Source organism: Micromonospora sp. RTP1Z1 (assembly GCF_033804685.1).
Classification (GTDB): Bacteria; Actinomycetota; Actinomycetes; order Mycobacteriales; family Micromonosporaceae; genus Micromonospora.
The window spans coordinates 12,955-33,980 of record NZ_JAPFQV010000040.1 but is presented as its reverse complement, the minus strand read 5'-3'; the positions used below and the strand labels follow the sequence as shown (position 1 = coordinate 33,980).

Below are 21,026 nucleotides of genomic sequence, written 5' to 3'. Positions count from 1 at the left end.
GGGTGACGACGGGGACCCGGGATGGCACGCTGTCCGCCGTGAGTTTCGATCTGAGCGTGTGGGCCCTGCCGGAAGGGGCCACGCCCGCCGAGGTGCGGGCAGCGGTGCAGCGGTGCCGCGAGGGGCGGCACGGCGACCGCCACCCCGATCCCAGGGTGGTCCGCTTCTACCGGGGGATCACCGCCGCCTATCCCGATCGGCCGGCCGGGCCGGGCAGTCCGTGGGAGGTGTCCCCGTTGCACGCGGCCGCCGACCATGTGGAGCTGAACCTCGTCCCGACCTGCGAGGACCAGGTGCTGCTCGACATCGAGCGGCTGGCCGGCGAGCACGACCTGATGCTCTTCGACGCGCAGGACGGCTCGGTCTACCCACCCCCCGCCCGCGTCGCCCCCTGACCCGAGGGCGGGCACGACGAGGGGCCCGGCCTGACGGCCGGGCCCCCGATCTGTCGTGTGTGGACTACTCGTCGCGCAGGTCGGCGGCGCTGGCCGCGACCGCGCCGATCGAGTCGGCCGCCGAGCTGATCAGGTCCGCGCCGAGCGCCTGGTCGACGGTGAGCGTCATCAGCGTCTCGCCGCCGGCCTCCCGGCGGGCCACCTGCATCGCGGCGATGTTGACCCCGGCCCGGCCGAGCAGGGTGCCGACGGTGCCGACCACGCCCGGCCGGTCGACGTAGCGCAGGAAGACCAGGATGCCCTCGGCGCCGATCTCCACGTCGAAACCGTCCACCTCCGTCAGCTTGATGACGTCCCGGGTGCCGGTCTGGGTCACCGTGCCGGAGACGCTGACCGTACGGCCGTCCGGCAGCGCGCCACGGACCGTCACCAGGTTGGGGTGGTCGACCGTCTCGGCCTGCGTGGTGAGGGTGACCTCGACGCCACGCTCGGCGGCCAGGTGCGGCGCGTTGACGTAGGTGACCTGCTCCTCGACCACCGAGCTGAACAGCCCCTTGGTGGCGGCGAGCTTGAGCACCGAGACGTCGTGGTTGACGATCTCGCCGCGTACCTCGACGGTGACGCTGGCGGCCACCCCGCCGGCCACCGCGGTGAAGGCCCGGCCGAGCTTCTCGGCCAGCGGCAGCAGCGGGCGGACGTCCTCGGCGACCACGCCGCCGGCCTGCACGTTCACCGCGTCCGGCACGAACTCGCCCTGCAGCGCCAGCTTCACGCTCCTGGCCACCGCGAGACCGGCCTTGTCCTGCGCCTCGTGGGTGGAGGCGCCCAGGTGCGGGGTGGCCACCACGTTGTCGAAGGCGAACAGCGGCGAGGAGGTGCAGGGCTCCTTGGCGTACACGTCGACGCCGGCGCCGGCGACCCGGCCCTCGGCGATCGCGTCGGCCAGGGCCTGCTCGTCGACCAGGCCGCCGCGGGCGGCGTTGACGATCCGGACGCCCGGCTTGACGATCGCCAGCTCCTTCTCGCCGATCAGGCCCACGGTCTCCGGGGTCTTGGGCAGGTGGATGGAGATGAAGTCGGCCTCGCGCAGCAGCTCCTCCAGCCCGACCAGGCGGACCCCGAGCTGCGCGGCGCGGGCCGGCTGGATGTAGGGGTCGTACGCGATCAGCCGGGTACCGAACGCGGCGATCCGCTGCGCGAAGAGCACGCCGATGCGGCCGAGGCCGACCACGCCGACGGTCTTGCCCTGCAGCTCGACGCCGGTGTACCTGGACCGCTTCCACTCCCCCGCCTTCAGCGCGGCGCTGGCCGCGGCGGTGTTCCGCGCGACGGCGAGCAGCAGCGCGACGGCCTGCTCGGCGGCGGAGACGATGTTGGAGGTGGGGGCGTTGACGACCATGACGCCCCGCGCGGTGGCGGCCGGCACCTCGACGTTGTCCAGGCCGACGCCCGCCCGGGCGACCACCTTCAGGCGCGGCGCGGCGGCGATCGCCTCGGCGTCGATCTGGGTCGCGCTGCGCACGATCACCGCGTCGGCCTCGGAGAGCGCGGAGAGCAGGGCCGGGCGGTCGGTGCCGTCGACGTGGCGGACGTCGAAGTCGTGCGCGAGCACCTCGATGGCGGCGGGAGCGAGTTCTTCGGCGATCAGTACGACAGGATTCATCGGTCCTCGTAGATGTCGTCAGAGCGGTCGGCTGCGGCGGAGGGACGCCGCGCTGCGCCCTTGGTGAGCCGTGCCATGGCCGTCGGTGCCGGCTACACACCTACCTGGGATCGTAGGGCGCGGGCCGGCCGGCGTGTCCGGGACGGCGGGGTGAGTGCCCTCACAAACCCGACATGTCCCGGGGCTGAACAGGGGTGGAATGCACAGTGGTGACGCGTCCGACGCCGGGGAGAGCGCCGGACGCGTCACCACGTCCCGGAACGCCTCAGGCGGTCTCGGTGAGGGGCCGGTCGACCCAGCTCATCATGGCGCGCAGCTTCTGGCCGGTCTCCTCGATCGGGTGCGCCGCGCCCTCGGCCCGCCACTTGGCGAAGTTCGGCCGGCCGGCCTCGTCCTCGGCCACCCATTCGCGGGCGAACTCACCGGACTGGATCTCGCCGAGGATCTTGCGCATCTCCTCCTTGACCCGGGAGTCGATGACCCGCGGGCCGCGGGAGAGGTCGCCGTACTCGGCGGTGTCGGAGACGCTGTAGCGCATCCGGGCGATGCCGCCCTCGTACATCAGGTCGACGATCAGCTTCAGCTCGTGCAGGCACTCGAAGTAGGCCACCTCGGGGGCGTAGCCGGCCTCGGTGAGCACCTCGAAACCGGTCTGCACCAGCGCCGCCGCGCCGCCGCAGAGCACCGCCTGCTCGCCGAAGAGGTCGGTCTCGGTCTCCTCGGTGAAGGTGGTCCGGATAACGCCGGCCCGGGTGCCGCCGATGCCCTTGGCATAGGAGAGGGCGAGCTGGAACGCGGTGCCGCTGGCGTCCTGCTCGACGGCGACCAGGCAGGGCACGCCCTTGCCGTCGACGTACTGGCGCCGGACCAGATGACCGGGGCCCTTCGGGGCGACCATCGCCACGTCCACGTCGGCCGGCGGGGTGATCAGGCCGTACCGGATGTTGAAGCCGTGGCCGAAGAAGATCGCCTTACCGGGGGCCAGGTTCGGGGCGATCGCGTCGGTATAGAGGGCCCGCTGCGCGGTGTCCGGCGCCAGGATCATGATGACGTCGGCCTCGGCCGCCGCCTCGGCCGGCGTGAGCACGCGCAGGCCCTGCTCCTCGGCCTTCGGCCGGCTCTTCGAACCGGTGGGCAGGCCGATCACCACGTCGACGCCGGAGTCGCGCAGCGACAGCGCGTGGGCGTGGCCCTGGCTGCCGTACCCGATCACGGCGACCTTGCGGCCCTGGATCAGGCCCAGGTCGGCGTCGTCGTCGTAGTACACCTCAACGCTCATTGAGTTCCCTTTCGTACGGCGGTCCGCAGCGGGCCCGTCGTGGACTTGTGTGGTGGTCAGGCGGCGCGCAGCGCGGGCCCGGCGGTGATGGAGCGCGAGCCGCGTCCGATCGCCACCGTGCCGGACTGAACCATCTCCTTGATGCCGAACGGTTCGAGGTCGCGCAGCAACGCGTCGAGCTTGTCGGGGGTGCCGGTGGCCTCGATGGTCAGCGTGTCCGGCGCGACGTCGACCACCCGGGCACGGAACAGGTTGGCCGTCTCCAGCACCTGCGCCCGGGCGTTGCGGTCCGCGCGGACCTTGACCAACAGCAGCTCCCGGGCGACCGAGACCTGCGGGTCCAGCTCGACGATCTTGAGTACGTTCACCAGCTTGTTGAGCTGCTTGGTGACCTGCTCCAGCGGGGACGACTCGGCGTTGACCACGATGGTGATCCGGGAGACGTCCGGGTTCTCGGTCTCGCCCACCGCGAGGCTGTCGATGTTGAAGCCGCGCCGGGAGAACAGGCCGGAGACCCGGGCCAGGACACCCGGCTTGTTCTCCACCAGCACGGACAGGGTGTGCAGGGTCATGGCTGTGCCTTCCTCGTCATGCCCTCACGGCCCTCGCTACGCTCGGTGCGATCGGTCATGACTACAGCTCGTCCTCGTCGAAGGCGGGGCGGACGCCCCGGGCGAACATGATCTCGTCGTTGCCGGTGCCGGCGGCGACCATCGGCCAGACCATGGCGTCCTTGCCGACCACGAAGTCGATCACCACAGGGGCGTCGTTGATCGCCATGGCCGCCTCGATGGTCTTGTCCACGTCGGCGGCGTTCTCGCAGCGCAGCCCGACGCAGCCGAGCGCCTCGGCGAGCTTCACGAAGTCCGGGATGCGGTGCTTGTGGGTCCCCAGCTCGGTGTTGGAGTAGCGCTCGCCGTAGAAGAGCGTCTGCCACTGCCGGACCATGCCCAGGTTGCCGTTGTTGATCACGGCGATCTTGACCGGAATGCCCTCCAGCGCGCAGGTGGCCAGCTCCTGGTTGGTCATCTGGAAGCAGCCGTCGCCGTCCACCGCCCAGACCACCGTGTCCGGCTTGCCGACCTTGGCGCCCATCGCCGCCGGGACGGCGTACCCCATGGTGCCGAGGCCCCCGGAGTTGAGCCAGGTGTACGGCTTCTCGTACGAGATGAACTGGCTGGCCCACATCTGGTGCTGCCCGACGCCGGCCACGAAGATCGTGTCCGGACCGGCGATCTCGCCCAGCCGCTTGATCACGTACTGCGGGGAGAGGGTGCCGTCGGCCGACTCCTCGTAACCGAGCGGGTAGCGGTTGCGCAGGTCGTCGAGCTGGGTCCACCAGTCGTCGAGGTCGGCGGCCGGCCGGGCCGCCTGCTCGGCGGTGACCGCGGCGATCAGCTCGTCGATCACGTGCCGGGCGTCGCCGACGATCGGCACGTCCGCGTGCCGGTTCTTGCCGATCTCGGCCGGGTCGATGTCGGCGTGCACGACGGTCGCGTCCGGCGCGAACGAGTCCAGCTTGCCGGTGACCCGGTCGTCGAAGCGGGCCCCGAGCGCCACGATCAGGTCGGCCTTCTGCAGGCCGTAGACCGCGGCGACGGTGCCGTGCATGCCCGGCATGCCGAGGTGCTGCCGGTGCGAGTCGGGGAACGCGCCGAGCGCCATCAGCGTGGTGACCACCGGGATGCCGGTCAGCTCCGCCAGCCGGCGCAGCCCGTCGGTGGCGCCGGCCTTGAGCACGCCGCCACCGACGTAGAGCACCGGGCGGCGGGCGCCGGTCATCAACCGGGCCGCCTCCCGGATCTGCTTGCCGTGCGGGTGCAGCGTCGGCCGGTAGCCGGGCAGATCCAGGGTGGGCGGCCAGGCGAAGGTGGTCGGCGCCTGGAGGACGTCCTTGGGGATGTCCACCAGGACCGGGCCGGGCCGGCCGGTCGAGGCCAGGTGGAACGCCTCGGCCAGGACCTGCGGGATCTCCTCGGCGGTCTGCACCAGGAAGTTGTGCTTGGTGATCGGCAGGGTGATGCCCTGGATGTCCGCCTCCTGGAAGGCGTCCGTGCCGATCGAGGGGCGCGCGACCTGGCCGGTGATCGCCACCATCGGCACCGAGTCCATGTACGCGTCGGCGATCGGGGTGACCAGGTTGGTCGCGCCCGGGCCGGAGGTGGCGATGCAGACGCCGACCTTCCCGGTCGCCTGGGCGTAGCCGGTGGCGGCGTGACCGGCGCCCTGCTCGTGCCGGACCAGGATGTGCCGGACGGTGGAGTCGTAGAGCGGGTCGTACGCCGGCAGGATCGCACCGCCCGGAATGCCGAAGACGACGTCGACGCCGAGCGCCTCGAGCGACCGCACCAGCGATCCGGCGCCGGAGAGCTGCGCCGGGACGGACTGCCGTACCGCCGGGGCGACCGGGGCGGCCCCGCTGCGGGGGGCGGGGGCGTGGTCGGCGTCGCTCGCCGGCTCGGAGGCCGGGCGGGCTCGCCGGACGGAGTTGGCGAGGGTCTCTGGCGTGGGTCTCGTCATGGCGGTTCAGGCCTTCGGCTGGAGTGGGTGAGGCTCTTTCACACAGTGCAACGCGGGCGGGGCCCGCCCCGACGGGGTCCGACGGCAATAAAAACGGCCCTCGTGCAGATGCACGGGGCCAGCGCACTCTCGATGAGGGAGAGTGCGCTCAGGTAAGTACTCGCAGCGACCGGTTCGACGACATGCGGCTAAGCCTGACGCATCTCACGCGATGAGTCAACTGATCCCACATTTTGGTTAACGGACGTGGGCGTGTCGTACCCGAACGTGGCGTTGGCGGCCCCTCCCACCTGCGGGAAACCCTCCTGCGAAGGGCGCGGCGCGGGCACCGCCGGCGTCGGCGCCGGCGGGTTCGACCGCAGCCGAGGCAGCAGCGGCGACGGGGCCGGGCGGGGCGGGGCGGGCGGCGGGCCGGGGGGCAGCGGCGCGGGACGGGCGCCCGGCGAGGTCGCCGCCTCCAGCATCGCCTCCAGGTGCTCGGCCGGCACGCCCCAGCCGAAGAGCGCCCCCTGCCCGAACCGGCAGCCCGCGGCGACCACCGCGGCTAGCTCGGTCGGGTTGGTGACACCCTCGGCGATCACCTCGAGCCCGAGCTGGTGACCGAGGCGCATGACGATGTCGACCATCGGCGCGAACGCCGGCCCCTCCCGGCCGACCGGACGCACCGGCTCGTGCTCGGCGACCAGACTGTGGTCGATCTTGAGGATGTCGATCGGCAGCCGACGCAGCTGCCCCAGCGAGGAGTAGCCGGCGCCGAAGTCGTCCAGCGCGATCCGGACGCCGGTGAGCCGCAGCGCGGTCAACCGCCGGATCAACTCGTCGAGGTCGGTGGCGACGGCGTGCTCGGTGACCTCCAGCACCAGGCGCTGCGGCGGCACGTGGTGCGCGCGCAGCGCGTCGGCGACCTGGACGACGTACTCCGGGGCGTGCAGCTCGCGCGGGGACACGTTCACCGAGACCCAGACGTCGTGGCCGTCGGCCAGCCAGCGGGACAGCTGGTAGCAGGCCTGGTGCAGCACCCACGCGCCCAGCTTGGCGATCATCCCGCACTCCTCGGCGAGCGGGATGAACTCGTCCGGGCCGACGTTGCCCAGCCCCGGGTGGTGCCAGCGGAGCAGCGCCTCGGCGCCGACCGGACGCACCGAGGGCAGCGACGCCACCGGCTGGAACGCCAGCCGCAGCTCGTCGCGCTCGATCGCGCCGCGCAGCTCGTGCTCGAGCGTGGTGCGCCGGCGCAGCAGCTGGTCGTACGCGGCGTCGTACCGCTCGATCCGGTTCTTGCCCCGCTGCTTGGCGTACCGCAGGGCCAGGTCGGCGTTGCGCAGCAGCAGCTCCACGTCCGGCTCGCCGCAGTTCCCGGCCACCCCGATGCTGACCGAGAGGAAGACCGGCCCCTCGGGCTGCTCGTACGGCCGGCCCAGCACCCCGAGCAGCCGCTCGGCGACCCGGTCGGCGTCGGTCGCGCCGTGCATCAGCACTGCGAACTCGTCGCCACCGAGCCGGGCGGCCAGGTCGCCCGGGCGCAGGTTGCCTCGCAGCCGCCGGCCCACCTCGGCGAGCACCGCGTCGCCGACGTCGTGGCCGCGCATGTCGTTGACGTTCTTGAAGCCGTCCAGGTCGAGGCCGAGCAGCACGCACGGCACGTCGGCCTCCACGCAACGGTGCAGCGCCCGCAGCAGCCCGCGCCGGTTGGCCAGGCCGGTCAGCGGATCGGTGTGCGCCAGCTCGCGGAAGTGCGCCTCCCGCTCGGCCAGCCGGCTGGCGTAGCCGCGCACGTCGTTGAGGGCGAGGTACTGCCGGGCCACCAGCGCGAAGCCCTCGACGCTGCCGGCGACGATGCCGAACGCGTCGAACCGGCCGCCCTGGAAGAGGTGGTACATCGCCGAGGCGGCCATGGCGAACATGGGCACGAAGGCGTACTCGCCGTCCCGGCGGATCAGGTCGACGTCCACCTGACCGGGCGGGTCGACCCGGTACACGGCCAGGGCGGTGGCCATCAGCCCCGCCGCCTGCACCGCCGCGCCGGTCAGCGCCATCCCCGGGCCGGCCTGGCAGAGCCCGGCGGCGAGGCCGAGCCCGCCGCAGGAGGCCGCGGTGACACCGGCGCCGAGCAGGGCGAGCCGGCGCCGGGGCGCGGCGGCCCGCAGCACCATGATCATGGTCAGTCCGGCGGTGAACGCGGCGGTCACCGTGGCCAGCACGATCGGCACGCAGGCCAACGGGGTAATCACGCCGAGCAGCCGGGTCGGTTCGGTGAAGACCACCCAGCCGACGAACCAGAGCGCGCTCGCCATGATCAGGCCGTCGAGGAGCAGCCGGGCGGTGGCGGGCCCGGCCGCGGCCGTCCCGGGCAGTCGGAGCAGGGCGGCGCCGAGGGCGAGCCCGCCCAGCGCCGTGCCGACCGAGACCAGGGTCGCCCAGCCGGTGCGCTGTCCCTGCTGGTGGGCCCAGTGCTCGCTGTCGGCGAGCGTGGCGGTGACCCCGACGAGGAGGGCGAGCAGCGCGATCCCGGCCGCGGCGGCGAGCAGTACGTGGGCCTGGCGGTGGGGTCCGACCCGACGGCGGGCCGACGCGGTCAGCAGCGCGGTGGCGACGGCAGCGACGAGCCCGCTCAGCACCGCGACGGCGACCATGCCCGGGGGGAAGTGCACGACCTCAACTGTGCCGGATAGGCGCGCTCCGTGGGGCACCGGGTGCGCAACTGTTGGGACACGGCGCGCGCGCCCACGGGGTCGGCGCGGGGTGGGTGTCAGACTGGTAGGCATGCCTGAGCTGCGGTCGAGGACCTCCACCCACGGTCGGACGATGGCCGGCGCCCGGGCCCTCTGGCGGGCCACCGGGATGACCGACGACGACTTCGGCAAGCCGATCGTCGCCATCGCCAACAGCTTCACCCAGTTCGTACCCGGTCACGTGCACCTCAAGGACATGGGCGGCCTGGTCGCCGACGCGGTGGCCGAGGCCGGCGGGGTGGGTCGTGAGTTCAACACCATCGCCGTGGACGACGGCATCGCCATGGGCCACGGCGGGATGCTCTACTCGCTGCCCAGCCGCGAGCTGATCGCCGACGCGGTGGAGTACATGGTCAACGCGCACTGCGCGGACGTCCTGGTCTGCATCTCGAACTGCGACAAGATCACCCCGGGGATGCTGCTGGCCGCGCTGCGGCTGAACATCCCGACCGTGTTCGTCTCCGGCGGCCCGATGGAGGCCGGCAAGACGACGGCGATCGAGGGGATCGTGCACTCCAAGATCGACCTGATCGACGCGATGATCGCCTCCTCCAACGAGGCGGTCACCGACGACCAGCTCGGCGAGATCGAACGCTCCGCCTGCCCGACCTGCGGCTCCTGCTCCGGCATGTTCACCGCCAACTCGATGAACTGCCTGACCGAGGCGATCGGCCTGGCGCTGCCGGGCAACGGGTCGACGCTGGCCACCCACGCCGCGCGCCGGTCGCTCTTCGTCGAGGCCGGCCGCACCGCCGTGGAGATCGCCAAGCGCTGGTACGACGGCGACGACGCCTCCGTGCTGCCCCGCGCGGTCGCCAGCCGCGCCGCCTTCGAGAACGCGGTCGCCCTGGACGTGGCGATGGGCGGGTCGACCAACACGATCCTGCACCTGCTCGCCGCCGCCCGCGAGGCGGAGATGGACTTCTCGGTGGCCGACATCGACGCGATCTCCCGCCGGGTGCCCTGCCTGGCCAAGGTCGCGCCGAACTCCCCCCAGTACCACATGGAGGACGTGCACCGGGCCGGCGGCATCCCGGCCATCCTCGGCGAGCTGGAGCGCGCCGGCCTGCTCCACCGGGACGTGCACGCGGTGCACTCCCCCTCGCTCACCCAGTGGCTCGCGGACTGGGACGTCCGGGGCGGGTCGCCGACGCCGGAGGCGGTGGAGCTGTTCCACGCCGCCCCGGGCGGGGTGCGCACCACCGAGCCGTTCTCCACCACCAACCGCTGGTCGTCGCTGGACACCGACGCGGCCGGCGGCTGCGTGCGGGACCGGGAGCACGCCTACAGCGCGGACGGCGGGCTGGCCATCCTGCACGGCAACCTGGCCCCGGACGGCTGTGTGGTGAAGACCGCCGGGGTGCCCGAGGAGTGCCTGACGTTCCGCGGCCCGGCGAAGGTCTACGAGTCCCAGGACGACGCGGTGTCGGCGATCCTGGCAAAGCAGGTGATCGCCGGCGACGTGGTGGTGATCCGGTACGAGGGCCCGAAGGGCGGCCCGGGCATGCAGGAGATGCTCTACCCGACCTCGTTCCTGAAGGGTCGGGGGCTGGGCCGGTCCTGCGCACTGCTCACCGACGGCCGGTTCTCCGGCGGCACCTCCGGGCTGTCGATCGGGCACGTCTCCCCGGAGGCGGCCTCGGGCGGGCTGATCGCGCTGGTCCGCGAGGGCGACGAGATCGTCATCGACATCCCCGGCCGGTCGATCGAGCTGAACGTCCCCGAGGACGTGCTCCAGGCCCGCCGGGTCGCCGAGGAGAAGCGGGACCGCCCGTACACCCCGGTGGACCGGCAACGGCCGGTGTCCGCGGCGCTGCGCGCGTACGCCTCGATGGCCACCTCGGCCAGCGACGGCGCGTACCGGCGGGTGCCGGAGTAGCGACCCCCACGTCGCGCCCCGACGCCGGTAGGGTCCGGCATCGGGGAGGCGATCATGAGCTACGCACGACTGGTCCGACCGGTCATCGACCGGGTGTACGTCGGCGCCCGCTGGGCGGCGCGGGCCCGGATGGAGGAGTTCTACGCCGATCGGGGCGCGAGCCTCGGCCTCGAGAACAGCTTCTTCTCAGGAGTGCTGGCCCGGCCGATGCCGGCGGAGGCGCTGGTCGACGCCCTGGTCTACACCGACGGGGACATGACCGCCGAGCTGGCCGAGGGCGTGGTCGTCATTGACGATGACGGTAACTGGCGGCTGACCGAGCGCGGCCGGGAGCTGGCCCTCTTCGCACAGCGGGCGACCGCCGAGGCCGCCGCGGAACTCTGGACCTCCGGGCCGAGCCTGCTTCCCGGGCTGTCGTCGCTGCCCCGGTTGGCCGATCTGGTCGGTCGGGTGCTGGAGCGCGGGCTGGCGAGCGGCGGGCCCGCGTTCCGGGCGATGGTCCCGGTGTACGAGCCGGACGACGCCTCGCCCGCCATGCGGCTGGTCACTCGGCTAGGCGGGCTGCGCCATCACCGGGCCGACGCGCACCGGGCCGCCTGGCGGGCCGCCGGGCTGACCGTCGAGCAGATCATGGCGCTGCCGGACGGGCCGGAGCGCCAGGCGATCGAGGCCGAGACCGACCGCCTCGACGAGCCGGCCTACGCGGTGCTCTCGGCGGCCGAGCGCCTCGAACTCCTCGCCGGCCTCGGCGCCCTGCCGAGCTGACGACCCGCTGCCGTCCGGATCTCGGCGTGACACCAGCCCGCCGACGGTCCCGACGGGGAGGGACCGGCCGGGACCGGATCAGGCGGTGGCGGCTGTCGCGGGGGCATCAGCTCCGGCCAGCGCAACGGTCCGGGCGTGCCGGATCGCGGCCGGGGTGTCCGGGAAGACCAGCCCGTCGCGGCGCAGCTCGTCGGCGACCCCCAGGGTGCTGAGCACCTGGTCGTGGCCGGGGGTGATGCCGGAGAGCAGGACGGTGATGCCGCGTCCTCGCAGCCGGCGAATCGCGTCACCGAGGACGTGGGCGCCGGTGGCGTCCATGGTCGTCACCCTGGACATCCGCAGGATCACCACCCGGACGTCGGCGACCTCGGAGAGCTCCAGCAGGAAGGTGTGCGCGGCGGCGAAGAAGAGCGGCCCGTCCAGCCGGTAGGCCACGATGTGCTCGGCCAGCAGGGCGTGTTCCGCGGCGCTGTGCTCGCCCTGGTCGAGGGGCACCTGTTCCAACCGGGCGCTGCGGGCGACCGCACGCAGCGCGAGGACGACGGCGACGGCCAGGCCGACCGCCACCGCGGTCACCAGGTCCCAGATCACGGTGACGGCGAAGGTGAGCACCAGCACGACCGCGTCGCCGCGGGTGGCCCGGGCGAGCGCCCAGAGGGAGCAGGCCTCCACCATCCGGACGGTGGTGGCCAGCAGCACGCCGGCCAGCGCGGCGAGGGGAATCCGGCCGACCAGCGGCGCGGCGGCCAGCACGATCGCCGCGAGGGCGACGGCGTGGGTGAGGGCGGCCAGCTTCGAGGCCGCCCCGGAGCGGACGTTCACCGCCGTCCGGGCGATGGCGGCGGTCGCCGGGATGCCGCCGAAGAGCGGGGAGGCGAGGTTGGCCAGCCCCTGGCCGAAGAGTTCCCGGTCCGGGTCGTGCCGCTGGCCGACGGTCATCCCGTCGGCAACGGTGGCCGACAGCAGGCTCTCCAGCGCGGCGAGGGCCGCGACCGCGAGCGCGCTGGGCAGCAGCACGCTGACCGCGTTCAGGTCGAGGAAACCCAGCGACGGCGCGGGCAGGCCCTGCGGCAGCGCGCCGATCCGAGCCAGGTCGACCGGGGCGAGCTCGGCGAGGACGGTCGCGGCGGCTACCCCGAGCAGCGAGAACGGCAGCCCGGGACGCCACCGGGCGCCCAGCAGCATCAGCGCCGCGACGGCGAGGGCCACCGCGAGGGCCACCGGCTTCGGGTGTACGACAAAATGGGCGACCGCGTCCGCGGCCACCGCCCAGACCTTGTCGCCGTGGGCGTCGGTCACGCCCAGCGCGGCGGGCACCTGTTGCAGGGCGATCACCACCGCGATGCCGGCGGTGAAGCCCTCGATCACCGGGCTGGGCAGGTAGCGGACGTACCGACCGAGGCGGGCCAGGGCGAGGGCGATCAGCACCAGCCCGGCCAGCGCGCCGACCATCAGCACCCCGGTGGGGCCGAAGCGCTGCACCACCGGCACCAGCACCACGGTCATCGCCCCGGTCGGGCCGGAGACCTGGAGGTTGGAGCCGCCGAAGACGGCGGCCACGGCGCCGGCGACCACGGCGGTGACCAGCCCGGCCTGGGCGCCCAGCCCGGAGCTGACGCCGAACGCCAGGGCCAGCGGCAGCGCCACCACGGCAACGGTCAGACCGGCGAGCAGGTCCCGGCGGGGCGAGCGGCGTACCGCCGCCCAGTCGGCCCGGCCGGGAAGCAGCCCGAGCACCCGCTCCCGGACGACAGAGGCGGCTGCGCTCACCGGCCGGTTCCGGAGGCGCGCAGTTCGTCGAGGAGGGCGCCCCGGTCGGTGAGGACCGCGCCGAGGATGCGCCGTCCGGCGGCCAGCAGGTCGGCCACGTCGGGGGTGCTGAGCGCGTACATGACCAGCGGGCCGTCGCGGTGGGAGGTCACCATGCCGGCACGACGCAGCACGGCGAGCTGCTGGGAGAGGTTGGACGCCTCGACGTCGATCGCCGCGAGCAGGTCGCGGACCGGCTTCGGGCCGTCCTGGAGCAGTTCGAGGACCCGGATCCGGACCGGATGCCCGAGGGTGCGAAACAGCTCGGCCTTGGCCTGGTACAGCGGCACCGACATGAACACCCTCCCCCTCGCCCTGAAGACTTTAGCACTTGAAGAATTCTGCAAATCAACAGGGGCGAAGGTCGCTGTCCGCGGTGTTCGCCGGTGAGAGGTCGCTACGGAATGTGATCAGCCGGCAGGAGCCCCGGCCGCGGCGCGGAGCTCGGGCCGGGGGCGACGAGGCGCGGAAGCCCGGACGGGGCGGCCGGCCCACCGCAGGGGTGTTACGTCGGGCGGCCGCCACACGCGGCACTCCGCGCGAACGGTGTCCAGGTCGTGCGTGCCGGGGCTGACCCAGATCAGCGCCCCGCGCACGTCGGCCAGGGCCGCCGCGTCGCAGGACATCTGGTGCACCGCCGAGATCCAGGTGAACCGGGTTAGCATTTCCTGGACGACCGGGCTCAGCGGAACGCCGACGGGAACTCCTCGAACCACGCCTCCACCCGCTCGGCGGTAGCCGGCCGGGCCAACGCGAAGCCCTGGCCGTACCGGCAGCCGGCCCGGCGCGCCCCGGCCACCTGGGCGTCGGACTCCAGCCCCTCGACCACCACGTCCACGCCCAGCCGGTCGCCGAGGCTGACCACCACGTCGATCAGCGGGCGCTGACCGTCGCCGGCCGCTCCGACCAGGTGCGGGCCGACCTTGAGCAGGTCGATCGGGAGCCGGCGGAGCTGGGCCAGCGAGGCGTGCTCGGCCCGGAAGTCGTCCAGCGCCGTCCGCACGCCCAACGACCGGAGCGCGGCCAGCCGGGCCACCACGGTGGGCAGCTCGGCGGCGACGGCCGGCTCCGCCACCTCGACCACCAGCCGGTCCGCCGGCACGCCGTACGCGGCCAGCGCGGTGGCGGTACGCGGCACGAAGTCCGGCGCGGCCAACTCCCGGGCCCCGACGTTCACCGACATCCAGAGTTCCCGGCCGCCGTCGGACCACTCGGCGAGCTGCCGGCAGGCCCGATCGAGCACCCATCGGCCCACCTCACCGACGAGGTCCAGGTCCTCCGCGACCGGCAGCAGCTCGGCGGGGAGCACCGTGCCCAGCACCGGGCTGCGCCAGCGCAGCAACGCCTCGGTGCCCACCGGCAGCCGGTCCGCGAGGGCCAGCACCGGCTGGTAGACCAGGTCCAGCTCGCCCCGCGCGACCGCCCCAGGCAGCTCGCGTTCCAGGTCCAGCCGGCGGACCAGCTGCTCCTCCAGGTAGGCGTCGTACCACTCGACCCGGTCCCGGCCGAGCTGCACCGCCCGGCGGCGGGCCAGGTCCGCCTGGCGCAGCACATCCTCCGGGTCACCTCCGGCGGTCTCCGCCAGCCCGACGCAGGCCTGCAGGCGGGCCGCCCCACCGGGCAGCGGGTACGACGCGGTCAGCGCGGCGAGCAGCCGGACGGCCAGCGCGTACGCCAGCACCGGCCCGACGTCGGTGAGCACCGCGAACTCGTCGCCGGTCAAGCGGGCCACCACGTCACCGCGCCCGCAGCCGGCCCGGAGCCGGCCGGCGACCTCGACCAGCACCTCGTCGCCCACCGCGTGGCCGGACCCGTCGTTGACCATGCCGAGGCCGTGCAGGTCGACGACGAGCAGCGCCCCGGGGGGCGAGCCCGGGTCGCGGCGGGCCAGCTCGCTCAACAGCTCCCGGCGGTTGGCCAGTCCGGTGAGCTGGTTGGTGGCGGTGAGCCGGCGCACCGACCGGGCCAGGTGGTCACGCTCGTCGAGGTCGCCAACGAGCTCCCGCAGCCGCGCCTCCCGGGCGGTGAGCCGCTCGGCGTGCCGGCGGTGGTCCGCGGCGGTCAGCAGGTCCTGGAGGATCATCGGCGGGATCACCGCCAGCCCGAGCGCGATCGCCGGAGCGGTGAACTCCCCCACCGCCCAGAGGTGGTGGCCGGCGGCGAGCGCGGCGATGCCGGCCGGGGCGGTCACGCGGGGCCAGGCCGGCCCGTCGGAGGGAAGGCGGTCCCGGCCCGCCGCGCGCCGGACCCCCGCGGCGGTGAGCAGCGCGCCCGCCACGAGCAGCGGCACCACGGCGAGGAGTGCGCGTTCCGGTGCCCCGTAGGCCAGCAGCACCACCAGACCGGCCAGCCCGGACAGGGTGGCCGCCGCTCCGGACAGGCAGAGCGCCGGGCCCGGGCGGCGCCGGTCGGCCAGCGCGGCGACCACCAGCACCGCCAACCCGGCAGCGCCCCCGACGCTCGCGGTCCGGGCCGCCGCCGGCACCTCGCCCGGCGGCAGCAGCACCCAGCCGGCGAAGACCAGGCTGACGCCGAGGCCGAGCACGTCCACGGTCCGGCGGAGCCGTTGCGGGCCGGCGACCCGGGAGCGCCCGGGCAGTCGGAGCAGGCCGACGGCGTGGAGCGCGGCGACGACGGCCAGCCCGGCCAGCACGACCGGCGGCCGGTGGGCCGCGTCGGTCAGCGGCAGCACGGCGACGGTGAGCCCGGCCGCCAGCACCGCCGCGTCGAGGATCGCGACCACCCGCCGGGACGACGCGACCCGGCGGGCGCGTCGTCCGGGCGGCGGGCTCGGGTCGGTCGTCACCGGCGGGCGGGTGTCGACGCAGACCGGCGGGTGGGTGGGGCCACCGGGCGACGCGCCGGCGTCCGGGGGCGGGGCCGGCGCGGGCGGGGCGCCCCGGGTGCCGGCCAGCCAGGAGAGCCGGACGCAGGCCACGGCGGAGCCGGCGGCGACGGCGAGCGCCAGGGCCGCCGACGGCGGGACGAGGCCGGTGGCACCGGCCAGGACGAGCAGCGCGCCGACCGCCAGCACACCGAGGTCGGGCGGCGACGGTTGGCGACGGTGATCGCCGGAGGGGTACGCGACGGGCACGGCGGTCGCCTTCGTGAGGGGGCACGGGGCGGTGCGTTGCGGAACGACGTGCGGGGTGTGTCGGCGGTACGGGTCGGACGTTGGGGCGGACCGGCGGCGCCGGGCGGCAACCCCGCGTGACCACGCGAACAAACGATTCCCAAGGTGGCCGGTTACGGGCTCATCGCAGTGACGCCCGTCACCTCGACCTCGCCCCAACCCGCCTCGCCGCCCGGACGGAGCCCGGCCGGGCCGAGGTGCGATCATCGGGGGGTGAGTCGCCCCGACACCGTCCGCTTCCGGCCCAACCAGGCGATCCTGGTCGCCGCGATCGTCGCGTCCATCGGCGCCCTGCCGCTGGCCACCGCCCGTTGGTGGCTGCTCTGGGTGCTGCTGATCCCGCTGGCCGTCGCGGTCTGGGCGTGGCGGTCGGGCACCGAGGCCGACCCGCAGGAGCTGCGGCTACGGGCGCTCACCGGCCAGCGCCGGATCGGCTGGGAACGGGTCGCGGAGCTGACCGGCGACGAACGCGGCCGGGCGATCGTCCGGCTCGACGACGGCGAGCGCCTGGTGCTGCCCGCAGTCCGCGCCGCCGACCTGCCCCGGCTCATCTCCGCCACCGGGCAGGAACTGCCCGACAGCACCCGCTGAGCCGGCCCGTCAGTAGCCGTCCACGACCCGGTTGGCCAGCGGCTCCCCGGCCGCGAACCGGCGCAGCTGCTGCCCCACCAGCCGGTACGCCCGCGGCAGGAGGCCACGCACCGAGCCGGCGACGTGCGGGGTGAGCAGCACGTTCGGCAGCTCCCACAGAGGATGGTCGGCGGGTAGCGGCTCGGGATCGGTGACGTCCAGCGCGGCCCGAAGCCGACCGGTGGTCAGCTCGGCGACCAGCGCCGACGTCCGGGCCACCGGGCCGCGGGCCGCGTTGACCAGCAGCGCGCCGTCGGACATCGCGGCGAGGAACTTCTCGTCGACCAGCCCCCGGGTCCGCTCGGTCAGCGGCACCAGCAGCACCACCACGTCCGCCTCCGGCAGCAGGCCGGGCAGCTCGTCCACCCCGTGCACCCCCTCGGCTGGCCGGGCGGTGCGGGCGACCAGGGTGAAGGTCACCTCGAACGGGGCCAGTCGGGCCTGGACCGCCGCGCCGATCGAGCCGGCACCGACGATCATCACGCGCTTGCCGGCCAGCTCGTCGGTGGGGGCCACCTCGTCGTACGCCCACTCGCGGCGGCCCTGCGCCCGGGCCAGCGGACCGAAGCCGCGCAGCTGGGACAGGACGGCGGCGACCACCCACTCGGCGGTGGCCGAGTCGTGCACCCCGCGCGCGTCGCAGAGCGTGACCCCGTCGGGCATCCGGCCCACCCAGGCGTCCGCCCCAGCGGAGAGCAGCTGCACCACCTCGAGGTCGGGCAGCTCGGCCAGCAGGGCGCCGGCGGCGGGACCGGCGAGGAACGGCGGCACCCAGAACCGCACGTCGCCCGGGGCTGACGGCAGCCGGGCCGGGTCCTCCATCACGTCCACCGTGGCGCCCGGGGGCAGCTCACCGAGGAGGGCGTGACCGGCGCGGTGCGGGATCCATACCTTCACGACCGCAGACGATAACCGGCGCGCCCACGGCCCGCCCAGCAGTGTCCGGATATGCCGGTCATACCCGGTGATCCGCCCCGCCGGTGCGGGCGACGTGACCATGGCGACTGCGGTGCGACCGAGGTGCCGGACCGCCCCGCCGGGTATAACCGATGGCGGAGCGTCGGCCGGCGTTCCATGCCCGCAGACAGGTGGCCGATGACCGAGGAAACCGTCGACCGTTCGGCTGCGCCCATCCCGGCGCTCACCGATCCGGCCCGGCTGCGGGCACTCGCCGAGACCCGGCTGGACGCCGCGCCTGACGAGGCCTTCGACCGGTTCGCCCGGCTGGTCTGCGACCTGCTCGACGTACCGGTCGCGCTGGTCTCGCTGGTCTCCCCGGAGCGGCAGTTCTTCCCCGGCGCGGTCGGCCTGCCCGAGCCGTGGGCCGGCCGGCGGCAGACCCCGCTCAGCCACTCGTTCTGCCAGCACGTGGTCGACATCGAGGTGCCGATGGTGCTGCCGGACGCCCGGCTCTACCCGCGGGTCCACCGGAACCTGGCCATCGAGGACCTGGGCGTGGTCGCGTACGCCGGCGTCCCGCTGACCGACATGGACGGCCGGGTGCTCGGCTCGCTCTGCGCGATCGACAGCAAGCCCCGGGCCTGGACCGCCGAGCAGCTGCGCACCCTCGCCGACCTGGCCGCCGCCTGCTCCTCCGAGCTGCGGCTGCGGATCGCGCTGGAGGGCGCCGAGCAGGCCCGCCGACGCGCCGAGGAGGCGCACGACCGGCTCGCCATGCTGGCCGGGATGAGCGAGACCCTCGGTGACACGTTGGACATCGCCACCGCGGTCAGCCGGCTCGGGCACGCGATGGTGCCGCTGCTGGCCGACTGGTGCCTGATCACCCTGATCGACCCGGCCGGTACGCCGCGCACCGTCGCGGCGGAGCACCGGGACCCGGGGCGGGCCGCCGACGTGGCACGCTTCGCCGACCTGATGGCCACCAGCCTCGGCCCGGAATCGATCACCCGGTGGGTGCTGCGTACCGGCCGGCCGGTCCTCGGCGGCGCGGCCAGCGTCGCAGAGGTCGCGCGCGGCACCACCGACCCGCGGCTGCCACCGCTGGCGACCCGGCTGGGCTTCTCCTCCCACCTCACCGTGCCGATCACCGGACCCGGCCGGGGCGGCATCATCGGCTGCATCACCCTGGTCTGTGGAGCTCAACGGCGGGCGTTCGACGACGGCGACCTGCAGACCGCGCTGGACATCGGCCGGCGCGCCGGCCAGGCGGTCGGTAACAGCTGGATGTACGGCGAGCAGCGGCACGTCGCCGAGGTGCTGCAGCACAGCATGCTGCCCCACCTGCCCGTGGTCCCGGACATCGAACTCGCGGCCCGTTACCTGGCCGCGGCGGACCGGGTGGAGGTCGGCGGCGACTGGTACGACGCCTTCGTCCAGCCCGACGGCGACCTGATCGCCGCCATCGGCGACGTCGCCGGCCACGACATCGAGGCGGCGGCGACCATGGGCCAGCTCCGCAACCTGGTCCGCGGCGACGCGTACGGCCGCAAGGACGCGGTCGGCGACCTGATGAGCCACCTGGACGGGGCGATCCGCGGGCTGCGCATCCCGACGGTGGCCACCGCCATCCTGGCCCGGGTACGCCCGGCCGGGGCCGGCGGGCTCGCGGTGACCTGGTGCAACGCGGGGCATCCGGCACCGCTGCTGATCCGCGCCGGCGGCGGGGTCGAGGTGCTCGACGAGGCCCGGGAACCGCTGCTCGGCCTGGCCCGCCCGAGCCGCCGGACCAGCCGGGAGCTGCCGCTCGCGTCGGGCGACACGCTGCTGCTCTACACCGACGGACTGATCGAGCGGCGGGACCGCTCGATCGACGAGGGGCTGGCCGAGCTGGTCGACCGGCTCGCCGGCACGGCCACGCTGCCGCTCGGTGACCTGTGCGACCGGCTGCTCGCTGCGGCGCACCGCCGGGAGGACGACGTCGCCCTGCTCGCCCTCCGGGCCCGCTGAACCCGAGCCTCGTGTCCGGACGGTCGGCCGGCCGGCCGGCCGGGCTACGAGTGAACGTTACTGGACACCGCACTAGGCTGGGCCGGGTGAAGGCCCGTCCCCCGTACCCCCGCACCCGCCGCCTCCGGGCGGCGCTCGCGGCGTCCTGCGCCGCGCTGCTGCTGGGCACCGCCGGTTGCGCCTTCGGCGAGCCCGCGCCGGATCCGGCGGGGGAGCCGCCGAACCTCCCGACGCCGTCGGCCACGGCCGGCCCGGGCGGTGCCGGTCAGCAGGTGGTGGCCACGGTGCTGGCGAAGGGGCTGCGGGTGCCGTGGGCCGTGGCGTTCCTGCCCGACGGCGCCGCGCTGGTCACCGAGCGGGACAGCGGACGGATCCTCCAGGTCGGCCCCGGCTCCGGGCCGGAGGGGTTGACCGTCACCGTCGTGCAGACCGTGCCGGACGTGGCCGCCGGCGGCGAGGGCGGGCTGCTGGGCATCGCGGTCTCCCCGTCCTACGCCCGCGACCGCACGGTCTTCGTGTACTACACCACCGCCCGGGACAACCGGATCGCCCGGCTGCAGCTCGGCGGGCGGCCCACGCCGATCCTCACCGGCATCCCGGCCGCCGGGATCCACAACGGCGGCGGGCTCGCCTTCGGCCCGGACGGCAGCCTGTACGCCAGCACCGGTGACGCCGGCCGGCAGGTGAACGCCCAGGACCGGAAGAGCCTCGGCGGCAAGATCCTCCGAATCACCCAGGACGGCAAGCCGGCGGCCGGCAATCCCTTCCCCGGGTCGCCGGTCTGGTCGCTGGGGCACCGCAACGTCCAGGGCTTCGCCTGGGACTCCGTCAAGCGGATGTACGCCGTCGAGTTCGGCCAGAACACCTGGGACGAGATCAACCAGATCACCCGGGGCGGCAACTACGGCTGGCCGCAGGTCGAGGGACGCGCCGGCGACAAGCGGTACGCCGACCCGATCGTGCAGTGGGACACCTCGGATGCCTCCTGCTCGGGCCTCGCGGTGGCCGAGCGGTCGCTGGTCACCGCGTGCCTGCGCGGCCAGCGGCTCTGGCTGGTCGAGCTGACCGACACGGGCACCGTGCTCGGCCAGCCCCGCGAGCTGCTGACCGGGAAGTATGGTCGGTTGCGGGCCGTGGTCACCGCACCGGACGGGTCGCTCTGGGTCACCACCTCGAACCGGGACGGGCGGGGCCAGCCGGCGCCGGAGGACGACCGCATCCTGCGGCTGGTCTTCGCTGGCGGCGGGGCCGGACGCAGCTGACGCGCCGGCTTCTCCCGGGTTTGCCAAGATCCGTCAACGGGCAGGTCAGAAT

At 74.3% G+C, this 21,026-nt stretch carries 15 protein-coding genes; 6 read left to right on the top strand and 9 right to left on the bottom strand.

Going from position 1 to position 21,026, the window contains the following annotated elements; all coding sequences use genetic code 11:
- The first annotated feature begins 38 nt into the window (after positions 1-38).
- Positions 39-395: a hypothetical protein gene (locus SLP03_RS20075; protein ID WP_319462154.1), complete on the top strand. Its 357-nt coding sequence runs from the start codon at positions 39-41 to the stop codon at positions 393-395.
- Positions 396-459: 64 nt separating this feature from the next.
- On the opposite strand, the gene serA is transcribed toward SLP03_RS20075, so the two are convergent.
- From serA to SLP03_RS20050, 5 genes are all read right to left on the bottom strand, one after another.
- A complete protein-coding gene (serA, locus tag SLP03_RS20070; protein ID WP_319462153.1) occupies positions 460-2,058 on the bottom strand; it encodes a phosphoglycerate dehydrogenase in 1,599 nt (532 codons plus the stop codon).
- Between the two features lie 265 nt (positions 2,059-2,323).
- The gene (gene ilvC, locus SLP03_RS20065; RefSeq protein WP_319462152.1) at positions 2,324-3,337 is read right to left on the bottom strand and encodes a ketol-acid reductoisomerase; all 1,014 of its coding nucleotides are present in this window, start codon (positions 3,335-3,337) and stop codon (positions 2,324-2,326) included.
- A 56-nt stretch (positions 3,338-3,393) separates the two neighbouring features.
- The gene (gene ilvN / locus SLP03_RS20060; protein ID WP_319462151.1) at positions 3,394-3,909 is read right to left on the bottom strand and encodes an acetolactate synthase small subunit; all 516 of its coding nucleotides are present in this window, start codon (positions 3,907-3,909) and stop codon (positions 3,394-3,396) included.
- 61 nt (positions 3,910-3,970) lie between these two features.
- A complete protein-coding gene (locus tag SLP03_RS20055; RefSeq protein ID WP_319462150.1) occupies positions 3,971-5,857 on the bottom strand; it encodes an acetolactate synthase large subunit in 1,887 nt (628 codons plus the stop codon).
- Between the two features lie 188 nt (positions 5,858-6,045).
- A complete protein-coding gene (locus tag SLP03_RS20050; RefSeq protein ID WP_413644570.1) occupies positions 6,046-8,490 on the bottom strand; it encodes a putative bifunctional diguanylate cyclase/phosphodiesterase in 2,445 nt (814 codons plus the stop codon).
- Between the two features lie 130 nt (positions 8,491-8,620).
- Here SLP03_RS20050 and ilvD point away from each other — a divergent pair, with 130 nt between their 5' ends.
- A complete protein-coding gene (ilvD, locus tag SLP03_RS20045) occupies positions 8,621-10,468 on the top strand; it encodes a dihydroxy-acid dehydratase (protein WP_319462148.1) in 1,848 nt (615 codons plus the stop codon).
- 54 nt (positions 10,469-10,522) lie between these two features.
- Positions 10,523-11,233, top strand: coding sequence for a hypothetical protein (locus tag SLP03_RS20040; protein ID WP_319462147.1), 711 nt, complete (start codon positions 10,523-10,525; stop codon positions 11,231-11,233).
- Positions 11,234-11,311: 78 nt separating this feature from the next.
- On the opposite strand, the gene SLP03_RS20035 is transcribed toward SLP03_RS20040, so the two are convergent.
- The 3 genes from SLP03_RS20035 to SLP03_RS20025 all read right to left on the bottom strand — a co-directional run bounded on the left by SLP03_RS20035 (position 11,312) and on the right by SLP03_RS20025 (position 16,136).
- On the bottom strand, positions 11,312-13,003 hold the full coding sequence (locus SLP03_RS20035; RefSeq protein ID WP_319462146.1) for a SulP family inorganic anion transporter: 1,692 nt from the start codon (positions 13,001-13,003) through the stop codon (positions 11,312-11,314).
- Positions 13,000-13,338: a metalloregulator ArsR/SmtB family transcription factor gene (locus tag SLP03_RS20030; protein WP_319462145.1), complete on the bottom strand. Its 339-nt coding sequence runs from the start codon at positions 13,336-13,338 to the stop codon at positions 13,000-13,002. The genes SLP03_RS20035 and SLP03_RS20030 overlap by 4 nt, the downstream gene beginning before the upstream one ends.
- 386 nt (positions 13,339-13,724) lie before the next feature.
- Complete coding sequence (locus SLP03_RS20025) at positions 13,725-16,136, bottom strand: bifunctional diguanylate cyclase/phosphodiesterase (RefSeq protein ID WP_319462144.1); 2,412 nt, start codon at positions 16,134-16,136, stop codon at positions 13,725-13,727.
- Positions 16,137-16,388: 252 nt separating this feature from the next.
- On the opposite strand from SLP03_RS20025, the gene SLP03_RS20020 reads away from it, so the two are divergent.
- A complete protein-coding gene (locus SLP03_RS20020; RefSeq protein WP_319462143.1) occupies positions 16,389-16,766 on the top strand; it encodes a PH domain-containing protein in 378 nt (125 codons plus the stop codon).
- A gap of 9 nt (positions 16,767-16,775) precedes the next feature.
- Here SLP03_RS20020 and SLP03_RS20015 read toward each other — a convergent pair whose 3' ends face one another.
- The gene (locus tag SLP03_RS20015) at positions 16,776-17,702 is read right to left on the bottom strand and encodes a 2-hydroxyacid dehydrogenase (protein ID WP_319462142.1); all 927 of its coding nucleotides are present in this window, start codon (positions 17,700-17,702) and stop codon (positions 16,776-16,778) included.
- 198 nt (positions 17,703-17,900) lie between these two features.
- Here SLP03_RS20015 and SLP03_RS20010 point away from each other — a divergent pair, with 198 nt between their 5' ends.
- Complete coding sequence (locus SLP03_RS20010) at positions 17,901-19,712, top strand: SpoIIE family protein phosphatase (RefSeq protein ID WP_319462141.1); 1,812 nt, start codon at positions 17,901-17,903, stop codon at positions 19,710-19,712.
- Between the two features lie 86 nt (positions 19,713-19,798).
- The gene (locus tag SLP03_RS20005; protein WP_319462140.1) at positions 19,799-20,974 is read left to right on the top strand and encodes a PQQ-dependent sugar dehydrogenase; all 1,176 of its coding nucleotides are present in this window, start codon (positions 19,799-19,801) and stop codon (positions 20,972-20,974) included.
- The last annotated feature ends 52 nt before the right edge of the window (positions 20,975-21,026 follow it).

Coding starts and splice junctions, on each gene's coding strand:
- ilvC (WP_319462152.1), bottom strand. CDS start 3,337: ATGAGCGTTGAGGTGTACTACGACGACGACGCCGACCTGGGCCTGATC.
- SLP03_RS20010 (WP_319462141.1), top strand. CDS start 17,901: ATGACCGAGGAAACCGTCGACCGTTCGGCTGCGCCCATCCCGGCGCTC.
- SLP03_RS20030 (WP_319462145.1), bottom strand. CDS start 13,338: ATGTCGGTGCCGCTGTACCAGGCCAAGGCCGAGCTGTTTCGCACCCTC.
- ilvN (WP_319462151.1), bottom strand. CDS start 3,909: ATGACCCTGCACACCCTGTCCGTGCTGGTGGAGAACAAGCCGGGTGTC.
- serA (WP_319462153.1), bottom strand. CDS start 2,058: ATGAATCCTGTCGTACTGATCGCCGAAGAACTCGCTCCCGCCGCCATC.
- ilvD (WP_319462148.1), top strand. CDS start 8,621: ATGCCTGAGCTGCGGTCGAGGACCTCCACCCACGGTCGGACGATGGCC.
- SLP03_RS20050 (WP_413644570.1), bottom strand. CDS start 8,490: ATGGTCGCCGTCGCGGTGCTGAGCGGGCTCGTCGCTGCCGTCGCCACC.
- SLP03_RS20040 (WP_319462147.1), top strand. CDS start 10,523: ATGAGCTACGCACGACTGGTCCGACCGGTCATCGACCGGGTGTACGTC.
- SLP03_RS20055 (WP_319462150.1), bottom strand. CDS start 5,857: ATGACGAGACCCACGCCAGAGACCCTCGCCAACTCCGTCCGGCGAGCC.